Below are 22,384 nucleotides of genomic sequence, written 5' to 3'. Positions count from 1 at the left end.
GCAACTGCCCGACGGCCCGACCACGGTCACGGTGGCGCTCTTGTTGTTGTCCAGGTTCGTCACCCGCAGCCGGGTGCCGACCGGGAACTGTCCGCTGGTGGCGGCCGGCGCGCCGGCCTCGGCGGAGAACGTGATCGCCCCGGTGCAGACGCTGCCGCCGATCGGCTGCGCGTTGCCGGGCCGCGTCTCGACCGGCTGCCCACCGCCGGGGGCGGGAGCGGCGCCGTCGAGGCGTTCCACCACGTTGCGGCGGATGACGTTCTTGCCCGGCTCGCGGACCAGGTCCATGGCCGCCGCGTTGAGCAGCACGCAACTGCCCGACGGCCCGACCACGGTCACGGTGGCGCTCTTGTTGTTGTCCAGGTTCGTCACCCGCAGCCGGGTGCCCGCCGGGAACCGGTCGCTGGTGGCGGCCGGTGCCCCACCTTCCGCCAAGAACGTCACCGACCCGACGCAGGCGGACCGCCCGGCCGGCGTGGTCTCCGCGAATCCCATTCCGGTGCCGACCGAGAGGCCCACCGAGGCGACCACCGCCACGGTCGCCGCCAGCACGTGCTTGCGCTGCACCCTCACGTTGTCTCCCGTCGTCGGTGTCCTCGACGGCTGATACGGATGCCAGCCCCGGACCGTTCAGCCGGGCCACCGGTCAAACGGGGCGCCCTGCCATGCCGGAGGCGTTGACAGGGACCCGTCCTTCCTGTCCAAGATTTTGCACTTGCGGGCTTCGCGGGGGGTGGGATGCTGGTGCCGTCCACATTGGAGTTCCGTCCGGCAGGAGCCGCGCATGCACCAGGTCCGACCGTCCCTGCTCGCCGCCGGCCTCACCACGCTGGCCACCGCCGCCGCCCTCGGACTCGCACCGGGCGCCGCGCTCGCCGCCCCGAGCCCGGCCGCCTCGGCCCCGGCGATCTCCGTCAACTGGTTCGGCGTCGCCGACGTCCACGCGCACACCGGCACGGTGCGGGGCCGGTTCGAGTGCGGCGACGAACGCGGCCTGGCGTACATCGAGGTGCACCTGGCTCAGCGGGTGCGGGGCACCGACGTCACCGGCTTCGGGTTCGGCGTGATCGGCGCGTGCACCGACGAGCGTACGGCCGGCACCTGGTCGGCGACCGTCCCCGCCGACGCGGGCACCTTCCGCGCCGGCCCCGCCACCACCACGGCCCGCCTGGTCGTCGAGCCCAACTCGCTCACCGAGACCACCGAGCGCCTACGCCTGCTCCCCCACTGCCCGCGCCCCTGACCCCCGGTGGCCCCGGTCAGGCGATCTGCCGAAGGTCGTCGCCGTAGTCGAAGATGATCCGCAGTCGGGCGCCGAGGGCGTTGGCGTACCGGCTCAGCGTGGCCACCTCGTTGACGTCGAGGTCACCGTTCTCGATCTGACTCACCCGGCCCGGCGTGACCCCCATGATCTCGGCGACCTGCCGCTGGGTGAGCCCCAACCGCTTGCGCTCCTCGGCCAGGTGGAAGGCGCTCACCCAGGCCTCGGTCCGGGCGCGCTCCTGCGCGTACGCCTCGTCGTCGCCGCCGAGCTCGGCGCGGACCTCGTCCCAGTCGTGGAACTCCGTCACGACTCCCCCCTTCGCTCACGTTCGTTGTCGAGCCAGGCCTTGTAGGCGATCTCCGCCGCCGGGATGTGCCGTTGGTACCAGCGGCTCCAGTCGCCCGCCTTGTTGCCCGCGACCAGGAGTACGGCCTGGGACCACGGGTCGAAGACGAACAGCACCCGGATCGCCACGTCGCGGCCGGAGCGGGGCCGCAGCTCCTTGAGGTTGCGCAGGCTGCTGCCGCGCAGTGTGTCCACGAGGGGACGCCCCAGCCCCGGGCCGACCTCGGCCAGCTTGTCCACCGCCACGCGCACGCTCTCGTAGGACGCCGGGTCGTCGTGCCGCAGGTCGCGCAGCCAGTGCCGGACCTCACCGGTGACCCGGACCGACCACCGCTTTCCGTCAGCGCCCATGGCATAACTATAGCTCGGGCTAAACCCGATGGGCCACGTTCAGCGGGAGTCGAGGAGGGGTTGGGTGGGGTTCCAGGGGGTTCCGGTTTCCGCGTCTCGGCGGCGGCGGGCTATCGCGGACAGGGCCTCAAGGACCACGCGGTTGCCCAGGTAGGCGGTGATGTCGGCGTGGTCGTACGGCGGCGCGACCTCGACCACGTCCAGGCCGACCACGGGCAGCTCGTAGCAGACCCGGCGGACCGCGTCGAGCAGCTCGCGGGAGGTGAACCCGCCGGGCTCGGGGGTGCCGGTGCCGGGGGCCATGCCGGGGTCGACCACGTCCACGTCGACGGAGAGGAACACGCCCTCGCACTCGTCGGTGGCGATGCCGAACGCCTCGGTGAGGCAGGTGTCCAGCCCGCGCGCCACGATCTCGGTCATCTCGTACGAGCGCATCCGCTGCTCCGCCATCCACGCCAACGTGTCCGGGCCGGGCCAGTAGCCGCGCAGGCCGATCTGGAGGAACCGGTCGCCGCGTACCGCGCCGGACTCGATGAGCCGGCGCATCGGCTGGCCGTGCCCGTGCAGCGAGCCGAACTCGACGTCGCCGGTGTCGGCGTGCGCGTCGAAGTGCACCAGCGAGACACGGCCGAGCCCGTGGTGCCGGGCCACGCCGGTGGCGTCCGGCAACGCGATGGAGTGGTCGCCGCCGAGCACCACCGGGATCGCCCCGGCGGCGGCGACCGCGTGCACGGCGGTCTCCAGCGCGGCCAGCGAGCGTTCGATGTCGCCGCCGAACATCTCCACGTCCCCGGCGTCGTAGACGCACAGGTCCTTGAGCGCGTCCACGCGCAGCGCCAGCGACGGGCGGGAGCCGTCGTGCGGCAGGTAGCAGGCCTGCCGGATGGCGGACGGCCCGAACCGGGTGCCCGGCCGGTGCGAGGTGCCGCCGTCGAACGGCGCGCCGATGACCACCACGTCGGCGTCGGCGTAGGTGACCGGTTCCTCGACCGTGCACGGCGGCACGCCGAGGAACGTGACGTCGGGGCCGTACATCGGGCCGTAGCGGGTCATCGTTCCTCCATCCCCCAGGGGGAACCGTAGTCGGTGAGCAGGTCGAGGAAGGGCGTCGGCGGCAACGCCTCGGGCCCGAGCACACCCGTGCCGGACCAGGCGCCCGTGGCCAGCAGCTCCAGCGCGACGACCGGGTTGACCGCGGTCTGCCAGACCACCGCCTGGTGGCCGTACTCGGCCATCGACCACTCGTTGTCGACCACGTGGTAGAGGTAGACCCGGCGGGGCCGGCCGTCCGGCCCGGTGCCGGCGACGTACGTGCCGGCGCAGGTCTTGCCGCTCATCCGGTCGCCGAGCGTGGCCGGGTCGGGCAGCGCGGCGGCCACCAGGTCGCGCGGCGACACGTCGACGCCGCGCACCCGCACCGGGGCGGTCGAGTCGAGGCCGAGCTTGTGCAGCGTGCGCAGCACCTCGATGAACTCCGCGCCGAGGCCGTACTTGAAGGTGACCCGTTTCGCCGGCACCCAGCGCGGGATGAGCAGCACCTCCTCGTGTTCCACGTTGACGCACTCGACCGGGCCGATGCCGGCCGGGAAGTCGAACACCTCCGGCTCGCTGAACGGTTCGGTGGTGAACCAGCCGCGGTCGGCCTCCCAGATCACCGGCGGGTTGAGGCACTCCTCGATGGTGGTCCAGATGGAGAACGACGGCGCGAAGTCGTAGCCGGCGACGGTGAGGTTCGCGCCGTCGCGTACCCCGATCTCGTCGATCTCGGTGAACAGCTCGTCGGCGGCGTAGCGGGCGAACACGTCGGACAGGCCCGGTTCGACGCCGATGCCGCAGAGCGCCAGCCGGCCGGCGGCGGTCCAGCGGTCGGCGGCGGCGAACTGCTCGTCGCCGAGCTTGACGCCGGTCTCCGCGTAGGGGCGGTCGGGGTGCGGCCGGGACAGCGACATGGCCATGTCGAGGTAGTCGGCGCCGGCCGCGAACGCCCCGTCGAAGATCGGCAGGACGAAGCGCGGGTCGACCGCGTTGAACACGTGGGTGATCCGGTGTTCCCGGCAGAGCGCGGCGACCGCGTCGGCGTCCGAGGCGTCGACGGTGGCGGCCACGAACCGGTCGCCGTGGCCGGCGACCGCCCGGGCGGCGCGCGCCGGGTCGTGGTCGGCGACGACCATGGTCTCGAAGAAGGAACGGCGGGCGGCGATGGATACGGCGGCGGAGCCGACGCCACCGGCGCCGACGAGGAGGATACGCATCAGGAGTCGAACCCCAGTCCAAAGCGGTCGAGAGTACGGAGCCAGAGGTTGCGCCGCCCGTCCCGCGCGTCGGCGTGGGCGAGCGACCATCGGGTGAGGTTGATGCCGGCGGCCCGGATCGGCTCCGGCGGGAACGGCAGCGGCTTGCGGCGGACCAGGTCGAGTCGGGTGAGCGGGGTGTCCGCGCCGGCGAGCAGGTCGAGCGTGACCCGCGCGCCGAACCGGGTCGCGCCGACGCCGAGCCCGGTGTAGCCGGCCGCGTACGCCAGCCGCCCCTGGTGGGCGGTGCCGAAGAAGGCGCAGAACCGGGTGCAGGTGTCGATCACACCGCCCCAACGGTGGCTGAACCGCAGCCCGTCCAGTTGCGGGAACGTGGTGAAGAAGTGCGCGGCCAGCGTGCGGAACGTGGCCTCGCGTTGCTCCAGCGCGGGGGCCACCCGGTTGCCGTAGTGGTAGACCGCGTCGTAGCCGCCGAACAGGATCCGGTTGTCGGCGGTGAGCCGGTAGTAGTGGAACTGGTTGCCGGTGTCCGCCAGCCCTTGCCGGTTGCGCCAGCCGATCGCGTCCCGCTGGGCGGCGGTCAGCGGCTCGGTCATCAGCGCGTAGTCGTAGACCGGCACGGTCCAGGCGCGCAGTCGGCGCAGCAGCGGCGGGAACGCGTTGGTGGCCAGCGCCACCCGGGCCGCGCGTACCGCGCCGGGCGCGGCGTCCGCGCCGCCGGCCGTGGTGGCGCGCAGCGCCGGGCCGTCGGCGGCCAGCCCGGTGACGCGGGTGTGCTCGTGGATCCGGACGCCGAGGTCGAGCGCGGCCCGGCGCAGCCCCCAGGCGAGCTTCGCCGGGTCGAGCAGCGCCGTCCGGTCGGTGTCCCAGAGCCCACCGAGGTACGTCGGGGAGGCCACCTCGGCGCGTACCTCGTCGCGGTCGAGCAGCCGCACGTCGCGGCCGTGCCGGCGGCCCAGCTCGGCGTCGGCGGCGAGCCCGTCGAGCTGGTACGGCGCGACGGCCACCGCCAGTTCGCCGGTGCGTTCGAAGTCGCAGTCGATGCCGTACCTGTCGATCGTCGCGCCGATCGCGTCCAGGTTCTCCCGGCCGAGCCGTTCCAGCTCGCCGATCTCGTCGGGGAACCGCTCGACGCCGTTGGCCAGCCCGTGCGTGAGTGACGCGGCGCAGAACCCGCCGTTGCGCCCGGACGCCGCCCAGCCGCAGGTGCCGGCGTCGACCAGCAGCACGTCCCGGTCCGGGTCGGCCTCCTTGGCCAGCAGCGCGGTCCACAGCCCGGCGTATCCGCCGCCGATCACCAGCAGGTCGGCGGTGGCCGGGCCGGTGAGCGCCGGCAGCGGGTCGGGGCGTGCCGGGCGGTCCAGCCAGTACGGCACGGGCGCGGCGTCGGCCAGCGCCCGGCCGGTATGCGGGAGCGTCATGGCCGGCCCGCCGGGGTGGCGATCACCGCGAGCGCCGCCTTGCGGGCCCGTCGGCCGCGCAGCGAGCTGGCCCCGACGAGCAGCAGCGCTATCCCGAACATGGCCGTGCCGATGACGTTGACCTGCGGCGGGATGCCCCGCTGGGCGGCGCCCCAGACGTACATCGGGAACGTGACTGTGGTGCCGGCGTTGAAGTTGGTGATGATGAAGTCGTCGAAGCTGAGTGAGAACGCCAGCAGCGCGGCGGCGACGATGCCTGGTAGCACCAGCGGCAGCGTGATCCGGCGGAACGTCTGCCACTCGCTGGCGTACAGGTCCATGGCGGCCTCCTCCAGCCGCCGGTCCATGCCGGCGAGCCGGGCCTTCACGGTGACCACCACGAACGACACGCAGAACATCACGTGCGCGATGACGATGGTCCAGAAGCCCTGCGGCACGCCGGCGGCGACGAAGAGCGCGAGCAGCGACGTGCCCATCACCAGTTCCGGGGTGGCCATCGGCAGGAAGATCAGACCGTTGATCCCGGACCGGCCGCGGAAGCCGTGCCGGACCAGCGCGAACGCCATCAGCGTGCCGAGCACGGTGGAGACCACGGTGGCGATCAGGCCGATCTCCATGCTGCGCACCACCGCGTCGCACATGTCGGCGGTGGCGCAGGGGCGGGCCCAGTTGTCCAGCGTGAACTCGTTGAAGTCGTAGGAGACCCGGCTGGACGGGCGGTTGAAGGAGAGCCCGGCGACCACCAGGATCGGCAGCGTGAGGTAGCCGAGCACGAGCAGGGCCACGCCCATCACCCACCGGTCGGCGAGCCAGCGTCGCGCGTTCACAGCACCTCCTCCGTGCCGGCCCGGCGCAGGTAGGCGAAGACGATCACCAGGATCGCGGCCATCAGCAGGAACGACAGCGCCGCGCCCTGCGGATAGTCGAGCCGGACCAGGAACGCCGAGTCGATGACGTTGCCGATCATGTACTCGTTCGGGGTGCCGAGCAGCTCGGCGTTGATGTAGTCGCCGGTGGCCGGGATGAAGAACAGCAGCGTGCCGGCGATCAGGCCGGGCATCGACAGCGGCAACGTGACCCGGGCGAACGCGCGCAGCGGGCTCGCGTACAGGTCGCTCGCCGCCTCCAGCAGCCGGGGATCGAGCCGCTCCAGGCTCGCGTACAGCGGCAGCACCAGGAACGGCAGGAAGTTGTACGTCAGGCCGAGCACCACCGCGATCGGGGTGGCCAGCAGCCGGCCGTCCGGCCCGAGCAGGTGCACGTCGCGCAGCAGTCCGACCACCGCGCCGTTGTCCGACAGGATGGTCTTCCAGGCCAGCGTGCGCACCAGGAAGCTGGTGAACATCGGCGCGACCACGGCCACCAGCAGCAGGTTCTTCCAGCGGCCGGCCTTCTGCGCGATCGCGTACGCCAGCGGGTAGCCCATCAGCAGCGCCAGCACCAGCGCGATCGCCGAGTACAGGAAGGACCGCAGGAACTGCGGCCAGTACGCCTGCAACGCATCCGGGTAGTTGCCCACCGCCCAGGTCATCGCGTACCCGGTGGAGAGCGAGCCGGCCGGGTCGTAGAGGCTCGCGGCGGCGAGTTGCAGCAGCGGCAGCGCGAAGAAGACCAGCAGCCAGGCCGCGCCGGGCAGCAACAGCAGGTACGGCAGCAGCCGGTTCCGTCCGCGCCGCGCCGGGGGCGGCGCGGGTGACCCGGCGGAGGTGGGTACGTGGGCCAGCGCGGTCACGGCAACGCCCCGACCGGCGGCTCGTCGAGCAGCGGCGTGGTCTGGTCGTCCGCGCCGCCGGCCCGGGGCAGCAGGAACGCGTGCCGGGGGTCCCAGTGCGCGGTCACCGGCGTGCCGGTGGCGAGCCGACCGCCCAGCCCGCTGTTCGCCGCGAACACGGACAGCTCGCTGCCCCACGCGGTGCGCACCAGGTACTGGGTGCTCACCCCCACGTAGGAGGCGTCGGTGACCACGCCGCCGACGTGCTGGTGGCCGGCGGGCACCTCGTCGGGGCCGTCGACCAGGTGCAGCTTCTCCGGGCGTACGCCGAGGAAGGCCGGCCCGTCGACGAGCCGGGCCCGGCCGGCGGGCACCGAGAAGCGCGCGCCGTGCGCGGTGACCAGCACGTCGTCCCCGGCGTGGCCGCCGGCGTCGGCGGCGAGCAGGTTGGACTGGCCGAGGAAGTTCGCCACGAACGCGGTGGCCGGGTACTCGTAGATGTCGGCGGGCGCGCCGAGCTGCTCGATCCGGCCGGCGTTCATCACCGCGACCGTGTCGGCCATCGTCATGGCCTCCTCCTGGTCGTGGGTGACGTGCACGAACGTGATGCCGACCTCGGTCTGGATGCGCTTCAGCTCAAGCTGCATCTGGCGGCGCAGTTTCAGGTCGAGCGCGCCGAGCGGCTCGTCGAGCAGCAGCACCTGCGGGTGGTTGATGAGCGCCCGGGCCAGCGCGACGCGCTGCTGCTGGCCGCCGGAGAGCTGGGCCGGCCGGCGTCGGCCGTACCCCTGGAGCTGCACCAGCGCGAGCATCCGCTCGACCTGGTCGCCCACCTTGCGGATGCCCCGGCGGCGCAGCCCGAACGCCACGTTCTCGTGGATGTCGAGGTGCGGGAAGAGCGCGTAGCTCTGGAACACGGTGTTGACCGGCCGCTTGTACGGCCGCAGCCCGGTGATGTCCCGGTCGCCGAGCAGCACCTGCCCGCCGGTCGGCGTCTCCAGCCCGGCGATCATCCGCAGTGTGGTGGTCTTGCCGCAGCCGGACGCGCCGAGCAGGGCGAAGAACGAGCCCTGCGGAATCGTGAGGCTGAGGTCGTCGACGGCGGTGAAGACGCCGAACCGCTTGGTCAGGTCGGCCAGTCGCAGATCGCCGGCCGGTGCTTCCTGCGCCATCTGCCTCACGCCCCGATGACCTGCTGGAACTTGGTCTCGTACTCCTTCTCGCGTTGCTCGTCGAGGGCCATGAAGACCTTCGACTTCGCGAGCATCGCGTCGTCCGGGAAGATCAGCGGGTTTCCCGCCAGGTCCGGGTCGATCTTCTCCATCTCGGCCTGCGCGCCCTGCACCGGGCAGATGTAGTTGACGTACGCGGCCAGCTTCGCCGCCACCGCCGGGTCGTAGTAGTAGTTCATCAGCGCCTCGGCGTTGGCCTTGTGGGTGGCCTTGTTCGGCACCAGCATGTTGTCCGACCAGAGCATCACGCCGGACTCCGGCACCACGAACTTGACCTTGGGGTCCTCGAAGCCGAGCTGGATCACGTCGCCGGACCAGCCGATGCACGCGGCGATGTCGCCCTTGGCCAGGTCGGGCGCGTAGTCGTTGCCGGTGAAGCGCCGGATCTGCTTGCTGTCCACGGCCTTCTTGAGCTTGTTCAGCGCGTCGTCGAACTGGGCCGGGGTGAAGTTGGCCGGGTCGTGACCGTTCGACTGGAGCAGCAGGCCCATGGTGTCGCGCATCTCCGACAGCGCGGTCACCTTGCCCTTGAGGTCGGGGCGGGTGAGCAGCTCGTCGACGGTGCGGATCTCCTTGGTCACCTTGGCGTTGTAGGCCAGACCGGCGAGGCCGGACTGCCACGGGATCGCGAGCTGGGTGTCCTTGTCGAAGGACCGGCCACGCAGCGACGGCAGCAGGTTCGCCTCGACGTTTCCGATCTTGGCCTTGTCCAGCTTCTGGACCCAGCCGAGCCGGATCATCCGGGCGGCCATCCAGTCGGTGAGCACCATGATGTCCCGGCCGGTGCTCTGACAGCCGGCGAGCTGGTTCTGCACCTTGCCGAAGAACTCGTTGTTGTCGTTGACGTCCTCGGTGTAGGTCACCTGGATGCCGGTGCTGGCGATGAACGCGTCGAGCGTGGGGCGCTTCGACTCGTCCTTCTCGTCGGTGTCCATGTACTGCGGCCAGTTCGAGAACGCCAGCTTCTTCTCGGTGGCGGACACGTCGTCGCTCTTGCAGCCGGCCTCGGTCTGCTGGGCGCCCTTCGTGCCGCAGCCGGCAAGCGTGCCCGCGGTGGCGAGCAGCGCGGCCGAGCCGAGCGTTCCGGTGAGCAGACCACGCCGGGTGAGCGTCCGGAGGGGACTACGCATGTGACGACTCCTTGGGGGGCATCGTCGGCGGCGGGACGGGGGTGGCTCGCCGGCGGGAGGTCAGTGGCGATGGAGGCCTGATCCTGACATGAGGAACCCTCTCTCACAAGGGATTCCGTTGTGGGAATAGCTAAGGGCCACGAATTACGCCAGACTGCGCCGGGGCACTACGCTTCTGCACAGCGAATCGGACATGGGGAGCGGCGATGGCCAACCGGCAACTGGAGAACGGCAACGGCACCCGCCGCGTCACCGTGCGTGAGGGCTCCAATCACGCTCTGTTGGACGACGTGGCCAAGCAGATCATCGAGCAGCTCCAGGAGGACGGCCGCCGCCCGTACGCGAGCATCGGCAAGGCGGTCGGCCTCTCCGAGGCGGCGGTACGCCAGCGGGTGCAGCGCCTGCTCGACGCCGGTGTCATGCAGATCGTGGCGGTGACCGATCCGCTCCAGCTCGGCTTCCCCCGGCAGGCCATGATCGGGCTGCGCACCGACGGCGACCTGGAGCCGGTGGCCGACCGGCTCGCCGAGTTCGAGGAGGTCGACTACGTGGTGATCACCGCCGGCTCGTTCGACCTGCTGGCCGAGGTGGTGTGCCGCAACGACGCGCACCTGCTGGAGATCCTCCAGAAGCTGCGCGGCGTGCCCGGCGTGCTGTCGACCGAGGCGTTCGTCTATCTCAAGCTGCGCAAGCAGACCTACACCTGGGGCACGGCCTGAGCCTGGCCGACGAAGGCCCGCCAGGCGGCGGGCGTGAAGCTGAGCGTGCCGCCGGTGCGGTCCTTGCTGTCGCGCACCAGCACCCGACCGGGCAGGTTGTCGGCCACCTCGACGCAGTCGCCGCCGTTGTTGCTGCTGCGGGTCGCGGTGCGCCAGCGGGCGCCGGTCATGTCCATGTCTCCGCCACTTCCCTGATCAGCTCGATCGAGCGCCGCCGGGGCAACGCCTCGCCGGTCACGCTCTCCCACCTCCGACCCAGGCTAGCGACGTCGACCGGATCGGTCACGACCTGACCGCGGAGCTGATTGTCGAGATACGCCAATTCCGTCCCGTCGGGCAGCCGGCCCAGCACGAACGGGCCAGCCAGCCCGGTGTGCCACGGGTTGTCGGCCGGGATCACCCGGACCTGGACGTGCTCCCGCCCGGCGACCGCCGCGAGATGCCGGAGCTGACCGGCCATCACCGACCCGTCGCCGACCGGCCGGCGCAGCACCACCTCGTCGATCACCACGACGAGTTGCGGCGGGTCGTCCCGGTCGAGGACGCGCTGACGCGCGATCCGGCTCGCCACGATCTCGTCCACCTCGGCGGGCGCGAGCAGTGCGCCTGTGCCCAGCACCGCGCGGGCGTACCCCTCGGTCTGGAGCAGGCCCGGCACGAGCAGCGGCTGGTACGAGCGCAACGAGGTGGCCTCCTGCTCCAGGTCGGCCCAGGGGCGGAACCACGGCAGGTCGCGGCGGCGGAACGGCTCCGGCCACAGCTCGGCGACCTCGCGGCCCAGCACCTCGGCGACCGCGACCCGGCTGTGTGGATGCGGGATGCGGTCGGCCGTCACCCAGCGTGCCGCCGTCTTCGGATCGACCTGGACCTTCGCGGCGAGCGACTCGGCCGTCTCGCCCCGCTCCGCCATCGCCAACCGCAGCACCTCGTTCGCCAACGGACCCCTCCCGCCCTCGTCACTCGACGGCCGGCGGCGGGACACCCCGCTCACCGTCGCGTCGCTCGATGCGCTGCGCCGCACGATAGCCACGCTGCGTGTGCACGTCTGCGGTCCACCGGCGTGTTGCGGTGGGACGGGTTGGCGGACGTCCCGAACGTCCTCGACCGCTGCCCGAGACCGGACGGGCGGCGCTCCGCGCGGCGTGGGGCTGCCAGGCCCTACGAACTTGATGGCGTGGACGGCTCACGACGGTGAACCGTCCACGCGCTCAAGTTGGTAGCCGGTGAGCGCACTCGCCGTCCGGACGCGCCGGGTTCGCCGGGACGACGAATCACGAGGATGCGGTTTCCGTTGTGCGGAAGCCCACAGCGCGCCGAATTCGTCGCGTCCACCCTCCTGCGCCACCGATAACACTTGCCTTGGCCGTATCGACTGTGGGATAACCGTGGGCAGAGCGGCCGGTGTCACCCCTGACCGGCCCGAGACCCGATGGGGCTGACATGGCCAACGCCACCGACCACCTCTGGATGCACTTCACCCGGATGGCCAGCTACTCCGCCGGCGAGGTTCCGACAATCGTGCGGGGCGAGGGCGCGTACATCTGGGACGCACAGGGCCGCCGCTACCTCGACGGGCTCGCCGGGCTCTTCGTCGTCAACGCCGGCCACGGCCGGACCGAGCTGGCCGAGGCCGCCGCCAAGCAGGCCGGCGAGCTGGCCTACTTCCCGCTCTGGTCGTACGCCCACCCGACCGCCGTGGAGCTGGCCGAGAAGATCGCCGCACTGACCCCCGGCGACCTGAACCGGATCTTCTTCACCACCGGCGGCTCCGAGGCCGTCGAGGCGGCCTGGAAGCTGGCCCGCGCCTACTTCAAGCGCACCGGCCAGCCCAACAAGCACAAGGTGGTCAGCCGCTACATCGCCTATCACGGCACCTCGATGGGCGCGCTGTCGATCACCGGGCTGCCCGGCATCAAGAGCGACTTCGAGCCGCTGGTGCCCGGCGGCATCAAGGTGCCGAACACCAACTTCTACCGCGCCCCGGAGCACGGCGACGACGCCGAGGCGTTCGGCCGGTGGGCCGCCGACGAGATCGGCCGGGCGATCGAACGGGAGGGGCCGGACACGGTCGCCGCGGTCTTCCTGGAGCCGGTGCAGAACTCCGGCGGCTGCTTCCCGCCGCCGCCCGGCTACTTCGCCCGGGTGCGGGAGATCTGCGACGCGTACGACGTGCTGCTGGTCAGCGACGAGGTGATCTGCTCCTGGGGCCGGCTCGGCGAGTACTTCGGCGCCACCCGGTACGGCTACCAGCCGGACATCATCACCACCGCCAAGGGCATCACCTCCGGCTACGCCCCACTCGGCGCGATGATCGCCAGCGACCGGCTGATGGAGCCGTTCCTCACCGAGACCGGCATGTTCGCCCACGGCGTGACGTTCGGCGGGCACCCGGTCTCCTGCGCGGTGGCGCTGGCTAACCTGGAGGTGTTCGCCCGGGAGGACCTGGTCGGGCATGTCCGGGCCAACGAGGACGCGTTCCGCGCCACCCTGGAGAAGCTGACCGACCTGCCGATCGTCGGCGACGTCCGGGGCGACGGCTACTTCTACGGCATCGAGCTGGTCAAGGACAGGACGACCCGGGAGACGTTCGACGAGGCGGAGTCCGAGCGGCTGCTGCGCGGCTTCCTCTCCACCGCGCTGTTCCAGGCCGGGCTCTACTGCCGGGCCGACGACCGGGGCGACCCGGTGGTGCAGCTCGCCCCGCCGCTGATCGCCGAGCAGCAGCAGTTCGACGAGATCGAGCAGATCCTGCGCGCGGTGTTGACCGAGGCGTGGTCCCGGCTGTAGACGGTGCGCTACCAGGAGTTGTCCCACTGGCTGTCCGACCTGGACGAGCCGCTGACCCCCCGGCCCGGCCTGCCCGGCGACACGGACGCCGACGTGGCGATCGTGGGCGCCGGGTACACCGGGCTGTGGACGGCGTACTACCTGGCGCGGGCCGATCCGACGCTGCGGGTCGTCGTGCTGGAGCGGGAGATCGCCGGGTACGGCGCGTCCGGCCGCAACGGCGGCTGGTGCTCGGCGCTGTTCCCCACCTCGCTGCCGGCGCTGGCCCGACGCCACGGGCCGGACCGGGCGCTGGCCATGCGGCGGGCCATGCACGACACCGTCCACGAGGTGGGTCGGGTGGCCGCCGCCGAGGGCATCGACTGCGACTGGCGGGCCGGCGGCACCGTGGTGCTGGCCCGCACCGGGGCGCAGCTCGACCGGGCCCGCGCCGAGGTCGCCCAGGCCCGCGCGCACGGGCTCACCGACGACGACCTGGTGCTGCTCGACGCCGCCGAGGCCACCGCCCGCTGCGCCGCCGACGGGGTACGCGGCGGCACGTACACGCCGCACTGCGCCACCGTGCAGCCGGCGAAGCTGGTCCGGGGCCTGGCCCGGGCGGTGGAGCGCCGAGGCGTACGCGTCTTCGAACGCACTCCGGTCACCGCGCTGCGGCCCGGCGCGGCGGTGACCCCGGCGGGCGTGGTCCGGGCGCCGGTGGTGGTCCGCGCCACCGAGGGCTTCACGCCAGGGCTGCCGGGGCACCGACGGGCGGTCGCGCCGGTCTACTCACTGATGGTGGCCACCGCGCCGCTGCCGGCGGAGACCTGGGCCCGGATCGGCCTGGCCGACCGGGAGACGTTCGCCGACTACCGGCATCTCATCGTGTACGGCCAGCGCACCGCCGACGGTCGGCTGGCGTTCGGCGGGCGGGGCGCCCCCTACCACTACGGTTCCCGGGTGCGCCCCGACTTCGACCGGGAGCCGCACGTGTTCGCGGCGTTGCGCCGCACGCTCGGCGAGCTGTTCCCGGCGCTCGGCCCGGACGTGCCGGTGACGCACGCCTGGGGCGGTCCGCTCGGCGTGGCCCGGGACTGGGCCGCCTCGGTGGGGCTGGACCGCCGCACCGGGCTGGCCTGGGCCGGCGGGTACGTCGGCGACGGGGTGGGCACCAGCAACCTGGCCGGCCGCACGCTTGCCGACCTGATCCGGGGCGAGGCGAGCGACCTGACCGCGTTGCCCTGGGTCGGGCACCGCTCGCCGCGCTGGGAGCCGGAGCCGCTGCGGTGGCTGGCCATGAACGCCGGCTTGAAGATCATGTCGTCGGCCGACGCCACCGAGACCCGCACCCACCGCCCGGCCCGCCGCGCCACCCTCTTCAACCGTTTCCTGGGCCACTGACTCCTGGGCCACTGACCCGACGGTCAGTGGTTGGGCGGGATCACCCGGAGGTGGCCGCGACGGCCCTGCTGGTGCGGAGGCTGGGAGTTCGGCTTGGGGTGGGGATCCTCGGGGGGACGCGGCGGTGCCGGGCGGGCGGCCTCGCGGACCGCCTCGGCCAGCGCGACCAGGTCGTCGGTGGTGGGCGGCGGCGGCTCGAACTCGCCCTCGTGCCGCACCACGTCCCAGCCGCGCGGGGCGGTCAGGCTACGGGCGTGCTGCTCACACAGGTCGTACGTGTGCGGTTCGGCGAACGCCGCGAGCGGCCCCACCACCGCTGTCGACTCGTTGTAGACATAGGTCAATGTGGCGACCGCTTGCCGGGGGCAGCCGTTACGGGAGCAGCGCCGTGGTGACCTCACGTGCGGCAGGGTATCCCCATTACCGGGTCCGGCGCACCGCTTCGCGTTACGACACGCCCGTCACGGTGATCACAATTCGTCCGATCGGCACGCCCGGCGCGCCGGGCGTGCCGCGCGACGGCGGAGCGGCCCTGTCACCGGGCTACCCTGTGCGTCATGACGAGCCCGCAGAACAGCCGCCCCGGCTCGGGCCGGCGCACCCACCGCGACCGGCACGGTCGCGGGCTGCGCGGGCGGCTGGTGCCGGCCACCGTGCCGCTGGCCCGGACCAAGGCCGAGGTCTTCGACGACCTGGTGCTCGACACCGTGGAGACGCTCGAACGCCGGTTCGCCAAGGAACTGGCCGGGGTGGAGTTCGCCGTCGAGGACGTCCCACCGGATCTGAACGTCTACGACTCGGACGTGCTGGAGGACGGCGAGGTGCCGCTCGCCCGACTGCTGCCGGGTCGCCCCGGCCGGCAGGAGGTGCCGCCGCGCATCGTGCTCTACCGGCGACCGTTGGAGTTCCGCGCGATGGACCGGGAGGACCTCGCGGATCTCGTGCACGACGTGATCATCGAGCAGGTGGCGAACCTGCTCGGGGTCGACCCCGACGAGCTGGCCTGACCGCCGGCCGCGTCGCACCCCGCACACCGACCCCACGGACCCGGGCGGCCCCCACCGCCCGGTCCATGTCGGGTCAGGCGGCCACCCGCCGCTTGAGCTTGCGCCGCTCCCGTTCGGAGAGGCCGCCCCAGATCCCGAACCGCTCGTCGTGGCCGAGCGCGTACTCCAGACATTCCGTCTTGACTTCACACCGCGAGCAGATGCGCTTCGCCTCGCGGGTCGAGCCGCCCTTCTCGGGAAAGAACGCCTCCGGGTCGGTCTGCGAGCAGAGCGCCCGCTCCTGCCACTCCGGCGCGTTCCCGAGCAGGTCGGCCACCTCGAGCTGGCCGTCCATCGATTGCCTCCTTGTCGCGCACCGGCGTCATTCGCCGCTGCAACCCCCCACGCGAAAGGCGTGCTTGTCCGTACGGACCCAATTAGTGCGTTCCGCGCGAACAACCCCATTCAAATTACACGCGTGTAATGCGTGCGCCGTCAAGCCAAACTTGATAATGGAGTCGCCCTCCCGACACGTCCGGCGCGACCGCTGCGGCCGTCCGTAGCCTCGCAACCTGCCCTATCGATTCAGACCCCGGGCGAGTAACGCCCTCCCCGGCGAGTTGCCCCAAGTTTTCTGCCGTGGCGCAACACCGGCGGGCCGGCCGGACGCCCCCGTCGGCCGCCGCCCAAGATCACTAATGGTGGGGCAAAGGTTAACGCGCTCGGCGCGGTACCGCCCGTCCAGCCCGCCAACGCCGACCGCGCCCCGTCCAACATGTGGACGGGGCGCGTGGGTCGCTGAGCGTTCGGTCAGTCGGTTCGCGGTGGTGAACTGGTCGGCCAGACGAATTCGGTGATCGCTCCGCCGGTGACGGAGATCGCGCCGGCCGATGTGTCCTCGTCCCACCAGACGGTATAAGGGCCCGCCTCCAGGTCCGGGTAGACGGCACTGTGGAAGACCCCGTCCAGGACGTGCCGCTCCCGGACCGCCGAGTGGGTACGCGGACCGTCCCGGTCCGCGCGACTGATCTCGATCTCCCGCCCGTGCAGGTCCCGGCCGGTGTGGATGATCAGTGCGCCGGTGTCGCCGCCGAGGTCGAGCAGCACGGTCCCGCGGTACGACGGGCCGAGATCGTGGTGCCGGTGCATGCCGCCCCTCCCCTCAGGACCGCTTCGCCGGCGGGTTGCCGAACCCGTCGTACGGGGTGCCGAGGAACGGGAAGTCACCGAGGAACGGCGCGGTCACGTCCGTCGCGTCCAGACCCGGCGTGACCGCCGCCGCCGCGGCGTCCGGCTTGAACGTCCTGTCGACCAGCGGGACGGTCAACCCGGCGATCGCGCGCAGCGCGATGGTCACCACGTCGTCGGTGACCCGGCGGCCGTTGGGGAAGCCGGCCAGGTCGCCGCCGAGCACCCCGAACCGGTCCGGCCGGGCACTGGGCCGGATCGCCGTGTTCAGCCGCAGCATGTCGGCCTGGGTGTCGCCGGTGGTGTTCGCGAAGCCGTCCACCAGCCCGGCCGGTACGCCGGTGAGCAGCAGCGCCACCAGGTCGGCGCGCGGCTTCTTCGCCTTGTTCAACGCGTCCAGGTTGGGAAAGACACCCGGATAGAGCACCGGCAGCAGCGCGGCCAGCTCGGGCCGCTCGACGAACCCGGCGAACCGCTTGTCCTCCGACGGCGGCAGCGTGTTCCACAGGTCCTTCTTCGACATCGGCACGATCACCTCGTTGAACAACGGGTTACCGAGCCGGGACACCTGGACGAAGGGGCCGGTGGCGGTGTCCGCGGACACCCGGTCGCCGAGCACCCGCACCTGCTGCCGGGACGCGGTGGTCCAGACGCCGATCGTCGACGCGCGGTCGGCGTAGCCGTACCGGGCGGCCTTCCGGCGCACCTTGCCCAACGGCACCTGGAGGGCGATGCTGTGCACGTTCAGCCGGTCCAACGCGTTGACCGGCTCGCCCTCGGTCTTGAACAGCTTCTTGCCGGCCACGTGGAGCTGCTGGAACGGCCGCAGCGTACCCAGGTCGAACACCGCGCCCAGGTCGACGAAGAACCCGTCGGCGCGCTGGCCGGCGAACACCTTCTCGCCGGTGGACAGCTTGAACGTCGCCTGCTTCACCAGGTTCTGGTAGTTCGGCGTGGACAGCGGGCCGACGTTGCACGGCGGGCAGGGCAGCTTGTTCGCCAGCACGTGCTCCCGGCCGTCCGCGATCCGGGTCAGCTTGTAGAACTGCCGCCGGTTCCAGTTCTTGCTGTCCAGCGACTCGATCGGCCCGGTGTTGTAGAGAAAACTGTTCTGATTCGTGATCTCGGTGGTGAATTCGAAACGATAGGTGACATCCGGGTAACCGTCGCCGTCGTTGTCGACGTGGATCTCGTACCGGACGTCGTCACCGAACTCGAAGAAGTTGGGGCCGCCGGAGGGGAGCTGCACCGGCACGTAGTTGGCGATCAACGTGACCGTGTCCGGCCGGGTCGGGCTGACGAACGCGTACAGGTCGGAACTGTCGGCGACCGGATCCTTGGCGATCTCCGGGGCCTCGCGGTGAGAGGACATGGCGGACCACACCTTCGTCGGGGAAACGTCTGTCGGACCGGCGCCGGGAGCCCGCGCCGGGAGGAGCGGGGTCAGCGGCGGGCGGCGCGCACCAGACGGTCGGCCAGCCCACGGTCGCGCACCTGGACCCGGGTCGTGCCGACGAAGACGTCCATCGTGCCGGTGGCGGCGTCGCGCAGGTGGACCACGATCGGCTCGTCGCGCCGGCCCGCGGTGGGGGCGTTCTGCGCGGCGGACAGGCCCGGCACGGTGAGCGCCGCCGCGCCCAGGGTGGCGCTCGCGGCGGCGGTCAGCGTCTGCCGGCGGGTCAGCCGCGGCCAGGGCCGCCGCTTCGGCGCGTCGGTGGTCTCGTCAGTGCTCATCGGCAACCTTTCCGCAACCGGCGCCGCAGCGCCGCGGGGGCCGGGCACCCGGACGCCGCCGGGTCCCCGGGCTGGGGGTCACCGGCGGCGGTCCTCGCCGCAACCGCCGCCGGCATCCACAGGTACGGCGCGGCGCGGCGAAAGGTTCGACGTCAGGCGCGGGCGTGACCGTACGCGGTCGTCCGCTTGCGGAACGGCCGCCCGGCCGCCGTGGCGATCGACCGCAACTGCTCCTCGGTACGGGCCGAACCGTTGCCCGAGCCGGCCATCCGGGAGATGGTCTCCTCCATCAGCGTGCCGCCGAGGTCGTTGCAGCCGCCGCGCAGCATCTCCACCGTGCCGGCGTCGCCGAGCTTCACCCAGGAGCACTGGATGTTGTCGATCCGGCCGTGCAGCAACAGCCGGGCCATCGCGTGCACCACCCGGTTCTCCCGCCAGGTCGGCCCCGGCCGGGCGATTCCGGCCAGGTAGATCGGCGCGTTGGTGTGCACGAACGGCAGCGCCACGAACTCGGTGAACCCGCCGGTACGGTCCTGCACGCCGGCCAGCACCCGCAGGTGGGCCAGCCACTGGCCGGGGTGGTCGACGTGCCCGTACATCATCGTGGAGCTGGACCGGATGCCCAGCTCGTGGGCCGTGCTGACCACCTCGACCCAGGCGGCGGCCGGCAGTTTGCCCTTGGTGAGCACCCAGCGCACGTCGTCGTCGAGGATCTCCGCGGCGGTGCCCGGGATGGTGTCCAGCCCGGCCTCGCGCAGCCGGCCCAGCCACTCCCGCACCGGCACTCCGGCCTTCGCGGCGGCGGTGACGATCTCCATCGGCGAGAACGCGTGCACGTGCATCCCGGGCACCCGCGCCTTGATCGCGCGGACGATGTCGGCGTAGCCGGTGACCGGCATCTTCGGGTCGATGCCACCCTGGAGGCAGACCTCGGTGGCGCCGGCCGTCCACGCCTCCTCGGCCCGGTCGGCCACCTGGTCGAGGGAGAGCCGGAACGCGTCCGCGTCGCTCTCCCGCTGCGCGAAGGCGCAGAACCGGCAACCCACGTAGCAGACGTTCGTGAAGTTGATGTTCCGGTTGACCACGTAGGTCACGTCGTCGCCGACCGCGTCCCGGCGCACGTCGTCGGCGATCCGGCACAGCTCGTCCAGCGCCGGGCCGTCCGCGCCGAACAACGCCAACGCCGCCGCCTCGTGCGCCGGCGTCAGCAGCGCGGCCGGGTCGTCCGCCGCCAGCCGCAGGCCGGCACGCAGCTCGGCGTCCCCGCCGCCGGTCCCGGGCACCGGGCGGGTGACCTTGTTCGCCACCTCGGACCAGTCGCCGTAGACGCTGTCGAAGTCGCCGCGCCGGTCCTCCGTCCGGCCGGTCACGTCGATGGTGACGTGCAGGTCGGTCCGGCCGCCGAAGACCTCCTCCGGCTCCTGCCAGGGCCGCCCCACCGGGCGGGCCGCCTCGACCGCCAGCCCGGTCGCCGGGTCGGCGAGCGCGGTGACGTGCGGCAGCAGGCGCGGGTCCAGCCACGGCCCGCCGGCCCGCACGTACTCCGGGTAGACGGTCAACCGCTCGCGCAGCGTGAAGCCGGCGGCCGAGGTCCGCGCGGCCAGCTCGTCGAGCTGCGGCCAGGGCCGCTCCGGGTTGACGTGGTCCGGCGTCACCGGGGAGACGCCGCCCCAGTCGTCGATGCCGGCGCGCAGCAGCAGGTCGTACTCGCCGGCGATCAGGTTCGGCGGGGCCTGGATGCGCGCCTTCGGGCCGAGCAGCACCCGGGCCACCGCCACGGTCGCGGCCAGATCGTGCAGCTCCGCGTCCGGCATGCCGCGCATCGCGGTGTCCGGCTTGGCGCGGAAGTTCTGCACGATCACCTCCTGGAGGTGGCCGTACTCCCGCATCGCGCGACGGATCGCGAACAACGCGTCGACCCGCTCGGCCCGGTGCTCGCCGATGCCGATCAGGATGCCGGTGGTGAACGGCACGCCGACCCGGCCGGCGTCGTCGAGCACCCGCAGCCGCACCGCGGGTTCCTTGTCCGGCGAGCCGAAGTGCGGGCCGCCCGGCTCCGACCAGAGCCGGGTGGCGGTGGTCTCCAGCATCATGCCCATGCTCGGCGCGACCGGCTTGAGCCGCTGCAACTCCGACCAGGACAGCACGCCCGGGTTCAGGTGCGGCAGCAGGCCGGTCTCCTCCAGCACCGCCACCGCGCAGGCGCGCAGGTAGTCGAGCGTGGAGTCGTAGCCCCGCTCGTCCAGCCACTCGCGGGCCGCCGGCCAGCGCTCCTCCGGCCGGTCACCGAGCGTGAACAGCGCCTCCTTGCAGCCCTGCGCCGCGCCCTCCCGGGCGATCGCGAGGACCTCGTCGCGCTCCAGGTAGGCGGCGGGCAGCCGGTGCGGCACGGTGGCGAACGTGCAGTAGTGGCAGCGGTCCCGGCAGAGCCGGGTCAGCGGGATGAAGACCTTCTTGGAGTACGTGACCACGCCCGGCCGGCCGGCCTCGCGCAGCCCGGCGTCGCGGATCTCCCCGGCGACGCGGAGCAGCTCGTCGAGCGCCGCGCCGCGCGCGGTGAGCAGAGCCGCCGCCTCGTCCGCGTCCAACGCCCGACCGGTGGCGGCGCGGCCCAGCGCCCGCCGAACGCTCGCCTCGGTCGGGACCGTCTCGCTGAGCTCACCCATCGCCCCAGTGTAAGGAGGGGCCCCCGCTTAACGCTTTCGGTAGAGGCGGGGGCCCCGCTTAACACCTGCCGCCAGGCGGAGTGCCGGCGCGGGCGGCGGAAGTGGTCTCCGCCGCCCGCCACCGGGTTCACCGGGGCTGGTTCGGGTCCTCGCGGTCGAAGCGCTGGGTGCGCTCGTCGTCGGCCGGGGACGCCGGCTGGCCCGGCTCGGCGCTCTGGCGCGGGATCGCCTGGGTCGGGTCGGCCGACGGCGGCTGACCGAACGGCGGCGCCGACGGCGCCGAACCGGCCGGCGGGGCACCGAACTGCGGGGCGCCGAACTGCGGACCCCCCGCCTGCGGGCCGGCCTGCGGGGCGCCGAACTGCGGGCCCGGCTGCTGGCCGGCGAACGGCGGGGCCGACTGCGGGGCGTGCGGCGGGGCGGTGTTGAACGGCGGCGCCGACTGCGGCTGGCCGTACGGACCGGCCTGCGGCCAACCGGGCTGCGGGGGCGCGCCCGCCGACGGGTAGCCCGCCGGGGCCTGGCCCGGCTGCGGCGGCACCCCGGCCGGCGGGTAACCGCCCTGGGCGGGGTAGCCGCCGGGCTGACCGGGCTGCTGCGGCCAGCCCGGCTGGGCCTGACCGTAGACGCCGGGCTGCGGCTTGGGCTTCGGCACGTAGTAGAGCGTGCGCCAGATCTTGAACACCACGAACCCGGCGATCGCGAAGACGGCCAGCCAGGCAACCCGGGTGAGCAGCCCGAGGAACGCGTCAAGCACCTCGCCGTCGGCGAGCCGGTTCACCAGCCAGATCAGGAACGTCAGCGCACCGAAGACGGCGGAGACGGCGAACTCGATCAACGCCACCTGGGTGATCAGTTTCGCCTTCGGCAGCACCGGACGGATGTGCGTGGCGAGCAGCACGGCCAGCAGCGGCAGGACCGTCGACTCCAGCCCGACGAAGGTGAAGTAGGTGCTGCCGGCCCGACCGCCGAACGTGCTGTAGTCGTCGACCGGCACCAGCAGGCGCAGCAGGCCGACGAAGAGCAGCACGGCGTTCGCGCCGAGCAGGACGAGCGCGGCCAGTTCGCGCAGCGGCTTGGTCAGTTGGCTGGCCTGCGCGGCGTCACCGGACGCGGGCTCGGTGGGGCTGGTCACGGACTCCCCCAGGGGACGAAAGCGGACAGTTGGCGACGTGAGCCTAGTCTCTCCGGCCACCGGGCGATCCACGGCGGCACGTG

General features: G+C 72.4%; 24 protein-coding genes. 5 read left to right on the top strand and 19 right to left on the bottom strand.

What is annotated here, in order from left to right; translation table 11 throughout:
• Nucleotides 1-573 (bottom strand): hypothetical protein (locus ACLQ2W_RS08170; protein ID WP_425785856.1); only part of this gene is annotated, 573 nt, incomplete at its 3' end.
• A 211-nt stretch (nt 574-784) separates the two neighbouring features.
• Between ACLQ2W_RS08170 and ACLQ2W_RS08165 the strand changes: the two genes are divergently transcribed.
• Complete coding sequence (locus ACLQ2W_RS08165) at nt 785-1,243, top strand: hypothetical protein (protein WP_425785855.1); 459 nt, start codon at nt 785-787, stop codon at nt 1,241-1,243.
• A gap of 16 nt (nt 1,244-1,259) precedes the next feature.
• Here ACLQ2W_RS08165 and ACLQ2W_RS08160 read toward each other — a convergent pair whose 3' ends face one another.
• The 9 genes from ACLQ2W_RS08160 to ACLQ2W_RS08120 are packed head-to-tail and all read right to left on the bottom strand — an operon-like array spanning nt 1,260 to nt 9,706.
• Nucleotides 1,260-1,571 carry a helix-turn-helix domain-containing protein gene (locus ACLQ2W_RS08160; protein ID WP_107157744.1) on the bottom strand — a complete coding sequence of 104 codons (312 nt, stop codon included), beginning with the start codon at nt 1,569-1,571 and terminating at the stop codon, nt 1,260-1,262.
• Entirely contained in the window at nt 1,568-1,960 is a 393-nt protein-coding gene (locus ACLQ2W_RS08155) for a type II toxin-antitoxin system RelE/ParE family toxin (RefSeq protein ID WP_425785854.1), read from the bottom strand. The genes ACLQ2W_RS08160 and ACLQ2W_RS08155 overlap by 4 nt, the downstream gene beginning before the upstream one ends.
• A 39-nt stretch (nt 1,961-1,999) precedes the next feature.
• A complete protein-coding gene (gene speB / locus ACLQ2W_RS08150) occupies nt 2,000-3,013 on the bottom strand; it encodes an agmatinase (RefSeq protein ID WP_425785853.1) in 1,014 nt (337 codons plus the stop codon).
• Nucleotides 3,010-4,212, bottom strand: coding sequence for a saccharopine dehydrogenase family protein (locus ACLQ2W_RS08145; RefSeq protein ID WP_425785852.1), 1,203 nt, complete (start codon nt 4,210-4,212; stop codon nt 3,010-3,012). Before ACLQ2W_RS08145 ends, speB begins: the two co-directional genes overlap by 4 nt.
• Nucleotides 4,212-5,633 (bottom strand): NAD(P)/FAD-dependent oxidoreductase, encoded by a 1,422-nt coding sequence (locus tag ACLQ2W_RS08140; protein ID WP_425785851.1) that lies wholly within the window; start codon nt 5,631-5,633, stop codon nt 4,212-4,214. Before ACLQ2W_RS08140 ends, ACLQ2W_RS08145 begins: the two co-directional genes overlap by 1 nt.
• Nucleotides 5,630-6,460, bottom strand: coding sequence for an ABC transporter permease (locus tag ACLQ2W_RS08135; protein ID WP_281944041.1), 831 nt, complete (start codon nt 6,458-6,460; stop codon nt 5,630-5,632). The genes ACLQ2W_RS08140 and ACLQ2W_RS08135 overlap by 4 nt, the downstream gene beginning before the upstream one ends.
• Nucleotides 6,457-7,365, bottom strand: a complete 909-nt coding sequence (locus ACLQ2W_RS08130) for an ABC transporter permease (protein ID WP_107157750.1) — start codon at nt 7,363-7,365, stop codon at nt 6,457-6,459. The genes ACLQ2W_RS08135 and ACLQ2W_RS08130 overlap by 4 nt, the downstream gene beginning before the upstream one ends.
• Nucleotides 7,362-8,516, bottom strand: a complete 1,155-nt coding sequence (locus ACLQ2W_RS08125) for an ABC transporter ATP-binding protein (RefSeq protein WP_425785850.1) — start codon at nt 8,514-8,516, stop codon at nt 7,362-7,364. Before ACLQ2W_RS08125 ends, ACLQ2W_RS08130 begins: the two co-directional genes overlap by 4 nt.
• Before the next feature lie 5 nt (nt 8,517-8,521).
• Nucleotides 8,522-9,706 (bottom strand): polyamine ABC transporter substrate-binding protein, encoded by a 1,185-nt coding sequence (locus tag ACLQ2W_RS08120; RefSeq protein WP_405092511.1) that lies wholly within the window; start codon nt 9,704-9,706, stop codon nt 8,522-8,524.
• A 206-nt stretch (nt 9,707-9,912) separates the two neighbouring features.
• Between ACLQ2W_RS08120 and ACLQ2W_RS08115 the strand changes: the two genes are divergently transcribed.
• A complete protein-coding gene (locus ACLQ2W_RS08115; protein ID WP_281944047.1) occupies nt 9,913-10,425 on the top strand; it encodes an Lrp/AsnC family transcriptional regulator in 513 nt (170 codons plus the stop codon).
• Here the strand turns inward: ACLQ2W_RS08115 and ACLQ2W_RS08110 are convergent.
• Together ACLQ2W_RS08110 and ACLQ2W_RS08105 are read right to left on the bottom strand one after the other, a co-directional pair.
• Nucleotides 10,404-10,601 carry a DUF397 domain-containing protein gene (locus ACLQ2W_RS08110; protein WP_425785849.1) on the bottom strand — a complete coding sequence of 66 codons (198 nt, stop codon included), beginning with the start codon at nt 10,599-10,601 and terminating at the stop codon, nt 10,404-10,406. The genes ACLQ2W_RS08115 and ACLQ2W_RS08110 overlap by 22 nt on opposite strands.
• Nucleotides 10,592-11,335: a DUF5753 domain-containing protein gene (locus tag ACLQ2W_RS08105; RefSeq protein WP_425786033.1), complete on the bottom strand. Its 744-nt coding sequence runs from the start codon at nt 11,333-11,335 to the stop codon at nt 10,592-10,594. The genes ACLQ2W_RS08110 and ACLQ2W_RS08105 overlap by 10 nt, the downstream gene beginning before the upstream one ends.
• A 530-nt stretch (nt 11,336-11,865) precedes the next feature.
• Between ACLQ2W_RS08105 and ACLQ2W_RS08100 the strand changes: the two genes are divergently transcribed.
• Both ACLQ2W_RS08100 and ACLQ2W_RS08095 read left to right on the top strand, forming a co-directional pair.
• Complete coding sequence (locus ACLQ2W_RS08100; protein WP_425785848.1) at nt 11,866-13,212, top strand: aspartate aminotransferase family protein; 1,347 nt, start codon at nt 11,866-11,868, stop codon at nt 13,210-13,212.
• 3 nt (nt 13,213-13,215) lie between these two features.
• Nucleotides 13,216-14,592, top strand: coding sequence for an NAD(P)/FAD-dependent oxidoreductase (locus tag ACLQ2W_RS08095; protein WP_425785847.1), 1,377 nt, complete (start codon nt 13,216-13,218; stop codon nt 14,590-14,592).
• 23 nt (nt 14,593-14,615) lie between these two features.
• Here the strand turns inward: ACLQ2W_RS08095 and ACLQ2W_RS08090 are convergent, their stop codons facing one another.
• Entirely contained in the window at nt 14,616-14,993 is a 378-nt protein-coding gene (locus ACLQ2W_RS08090; protein WP_107157757.1) for a DUF3499 domain-containing protein, read from the bottom strand.
• Between the two features lie 156 nt (nt 14,994-15,149).
• On the opposite strand from ACLQ2W_RS08090, the gene ACLQ2W_RS08085 reads away from it, so the two are divergent.
• Nucleotides 15,150-15,599: a metallopeptidase family protein gene (locus ACLQ2W_RS08085; RefSeq protein ID WP_107157758.1), complete on the top strand. Its 450-nt coding sequence runs from the start codon at nt 15,150-15,152 to the stop codon at nt 15,597-15,599.
• Nucleotides 15,600-15,672: 73 nt separating this feature from the next.
• Here the strand turns inward: ACLQ2W_RS08085 and ACLQ2W_RS08080 are convergent, their stop codons facing one another.
• The 6 genes from ACLQ2W_RS08080 to ACLQ2W_RS08055 form a co-directional block, all read right to left on the bottom strand.
• Nucleotides 15,673-15,933, bottom strand: coding sequence for a WhiB family transcriptional regulator (locus ACLQ2W_RS08080; RefSeq protein WP_013284161.1), 261 nt, complete (start codon nt 15,931-15,933; stop codon nt 15,673-15,675).
• 455 nt (nt 15,934-16,388) lie between these two features.
• The gene (locus ACLQ2W_RS08075) at nt 16,389-16,727 is read right to left on the bottom strand and encodes a phospholipase (protein ID WP_425785846.1); all 339 of its coding nucleotides are present in this window, start codon (nt 16,725-16,727) and stop codon (nt 16,389-16,391) included.
• Nucleotides 16,728-16,740: 13 nt separating this feature from the next.
• A complete protein-coding gene (locus ACLQ2W_RS08070; RefSeq protein ID WP_425785845.1) occupies nt 16,741-18,138 on the bottom strand; it encodes a DUF4331 domain-containing protein in 1,398 nt (465 codons plus the stop codon).
• Nucleotides 18,139-18,209: 71 nt separating this feature from the next.
• Entirely contained in the window at nt 18,210-18,500 is a 291-nt protein-coding gene (locus ACLQ2W_RS08065; protein WP_107157760.1) for a hypothetical protein, read from the bottom strand.
• Nucleotides 18,501-18,652: 152 nt separating this feature from the next.
• Nucleotides 18,653-21,166, bottom strand: a complete 2,514-nt coding sequence (locus ACLQ2W_RS08060) for a bifunctional FO biosynthesis protein CofGH (protein ID WP_425785844.1) — start codon at nt 21,164-21,166, stop codon at nt 18,653-18,655.
• Nucleotides 21,167-21,293: 127 nt separating this feature from the next.
• Nucleotides 21,294-22,301, bottom strand: coding sequence for a hypothetical protein (locus ACLQ2W_RS08055; RefSeq protein WP_425785843.1), 1,008 nt, complete (start codon nt 22,299-22,301; stop codon nt 21,294-21,296).
• Nucleotides 22,302-22,384 lie beyond the last annotated feature (83 nt).

Source organism: Micromonospora sp. DT227, from assembly GCF_049841835.1.
In the GTDB taxonomy this organism is placed as follows: domain Bacteria; phylum Actinomycetota; class Actinomycetes; order Mycobacteriales; family Micromonosporaceae; genus Micromonospora.
Note: the sequence above shows the minus strand (reverse complement) of the source record. Positions and strands in the feature narration are given on the sequence as shown.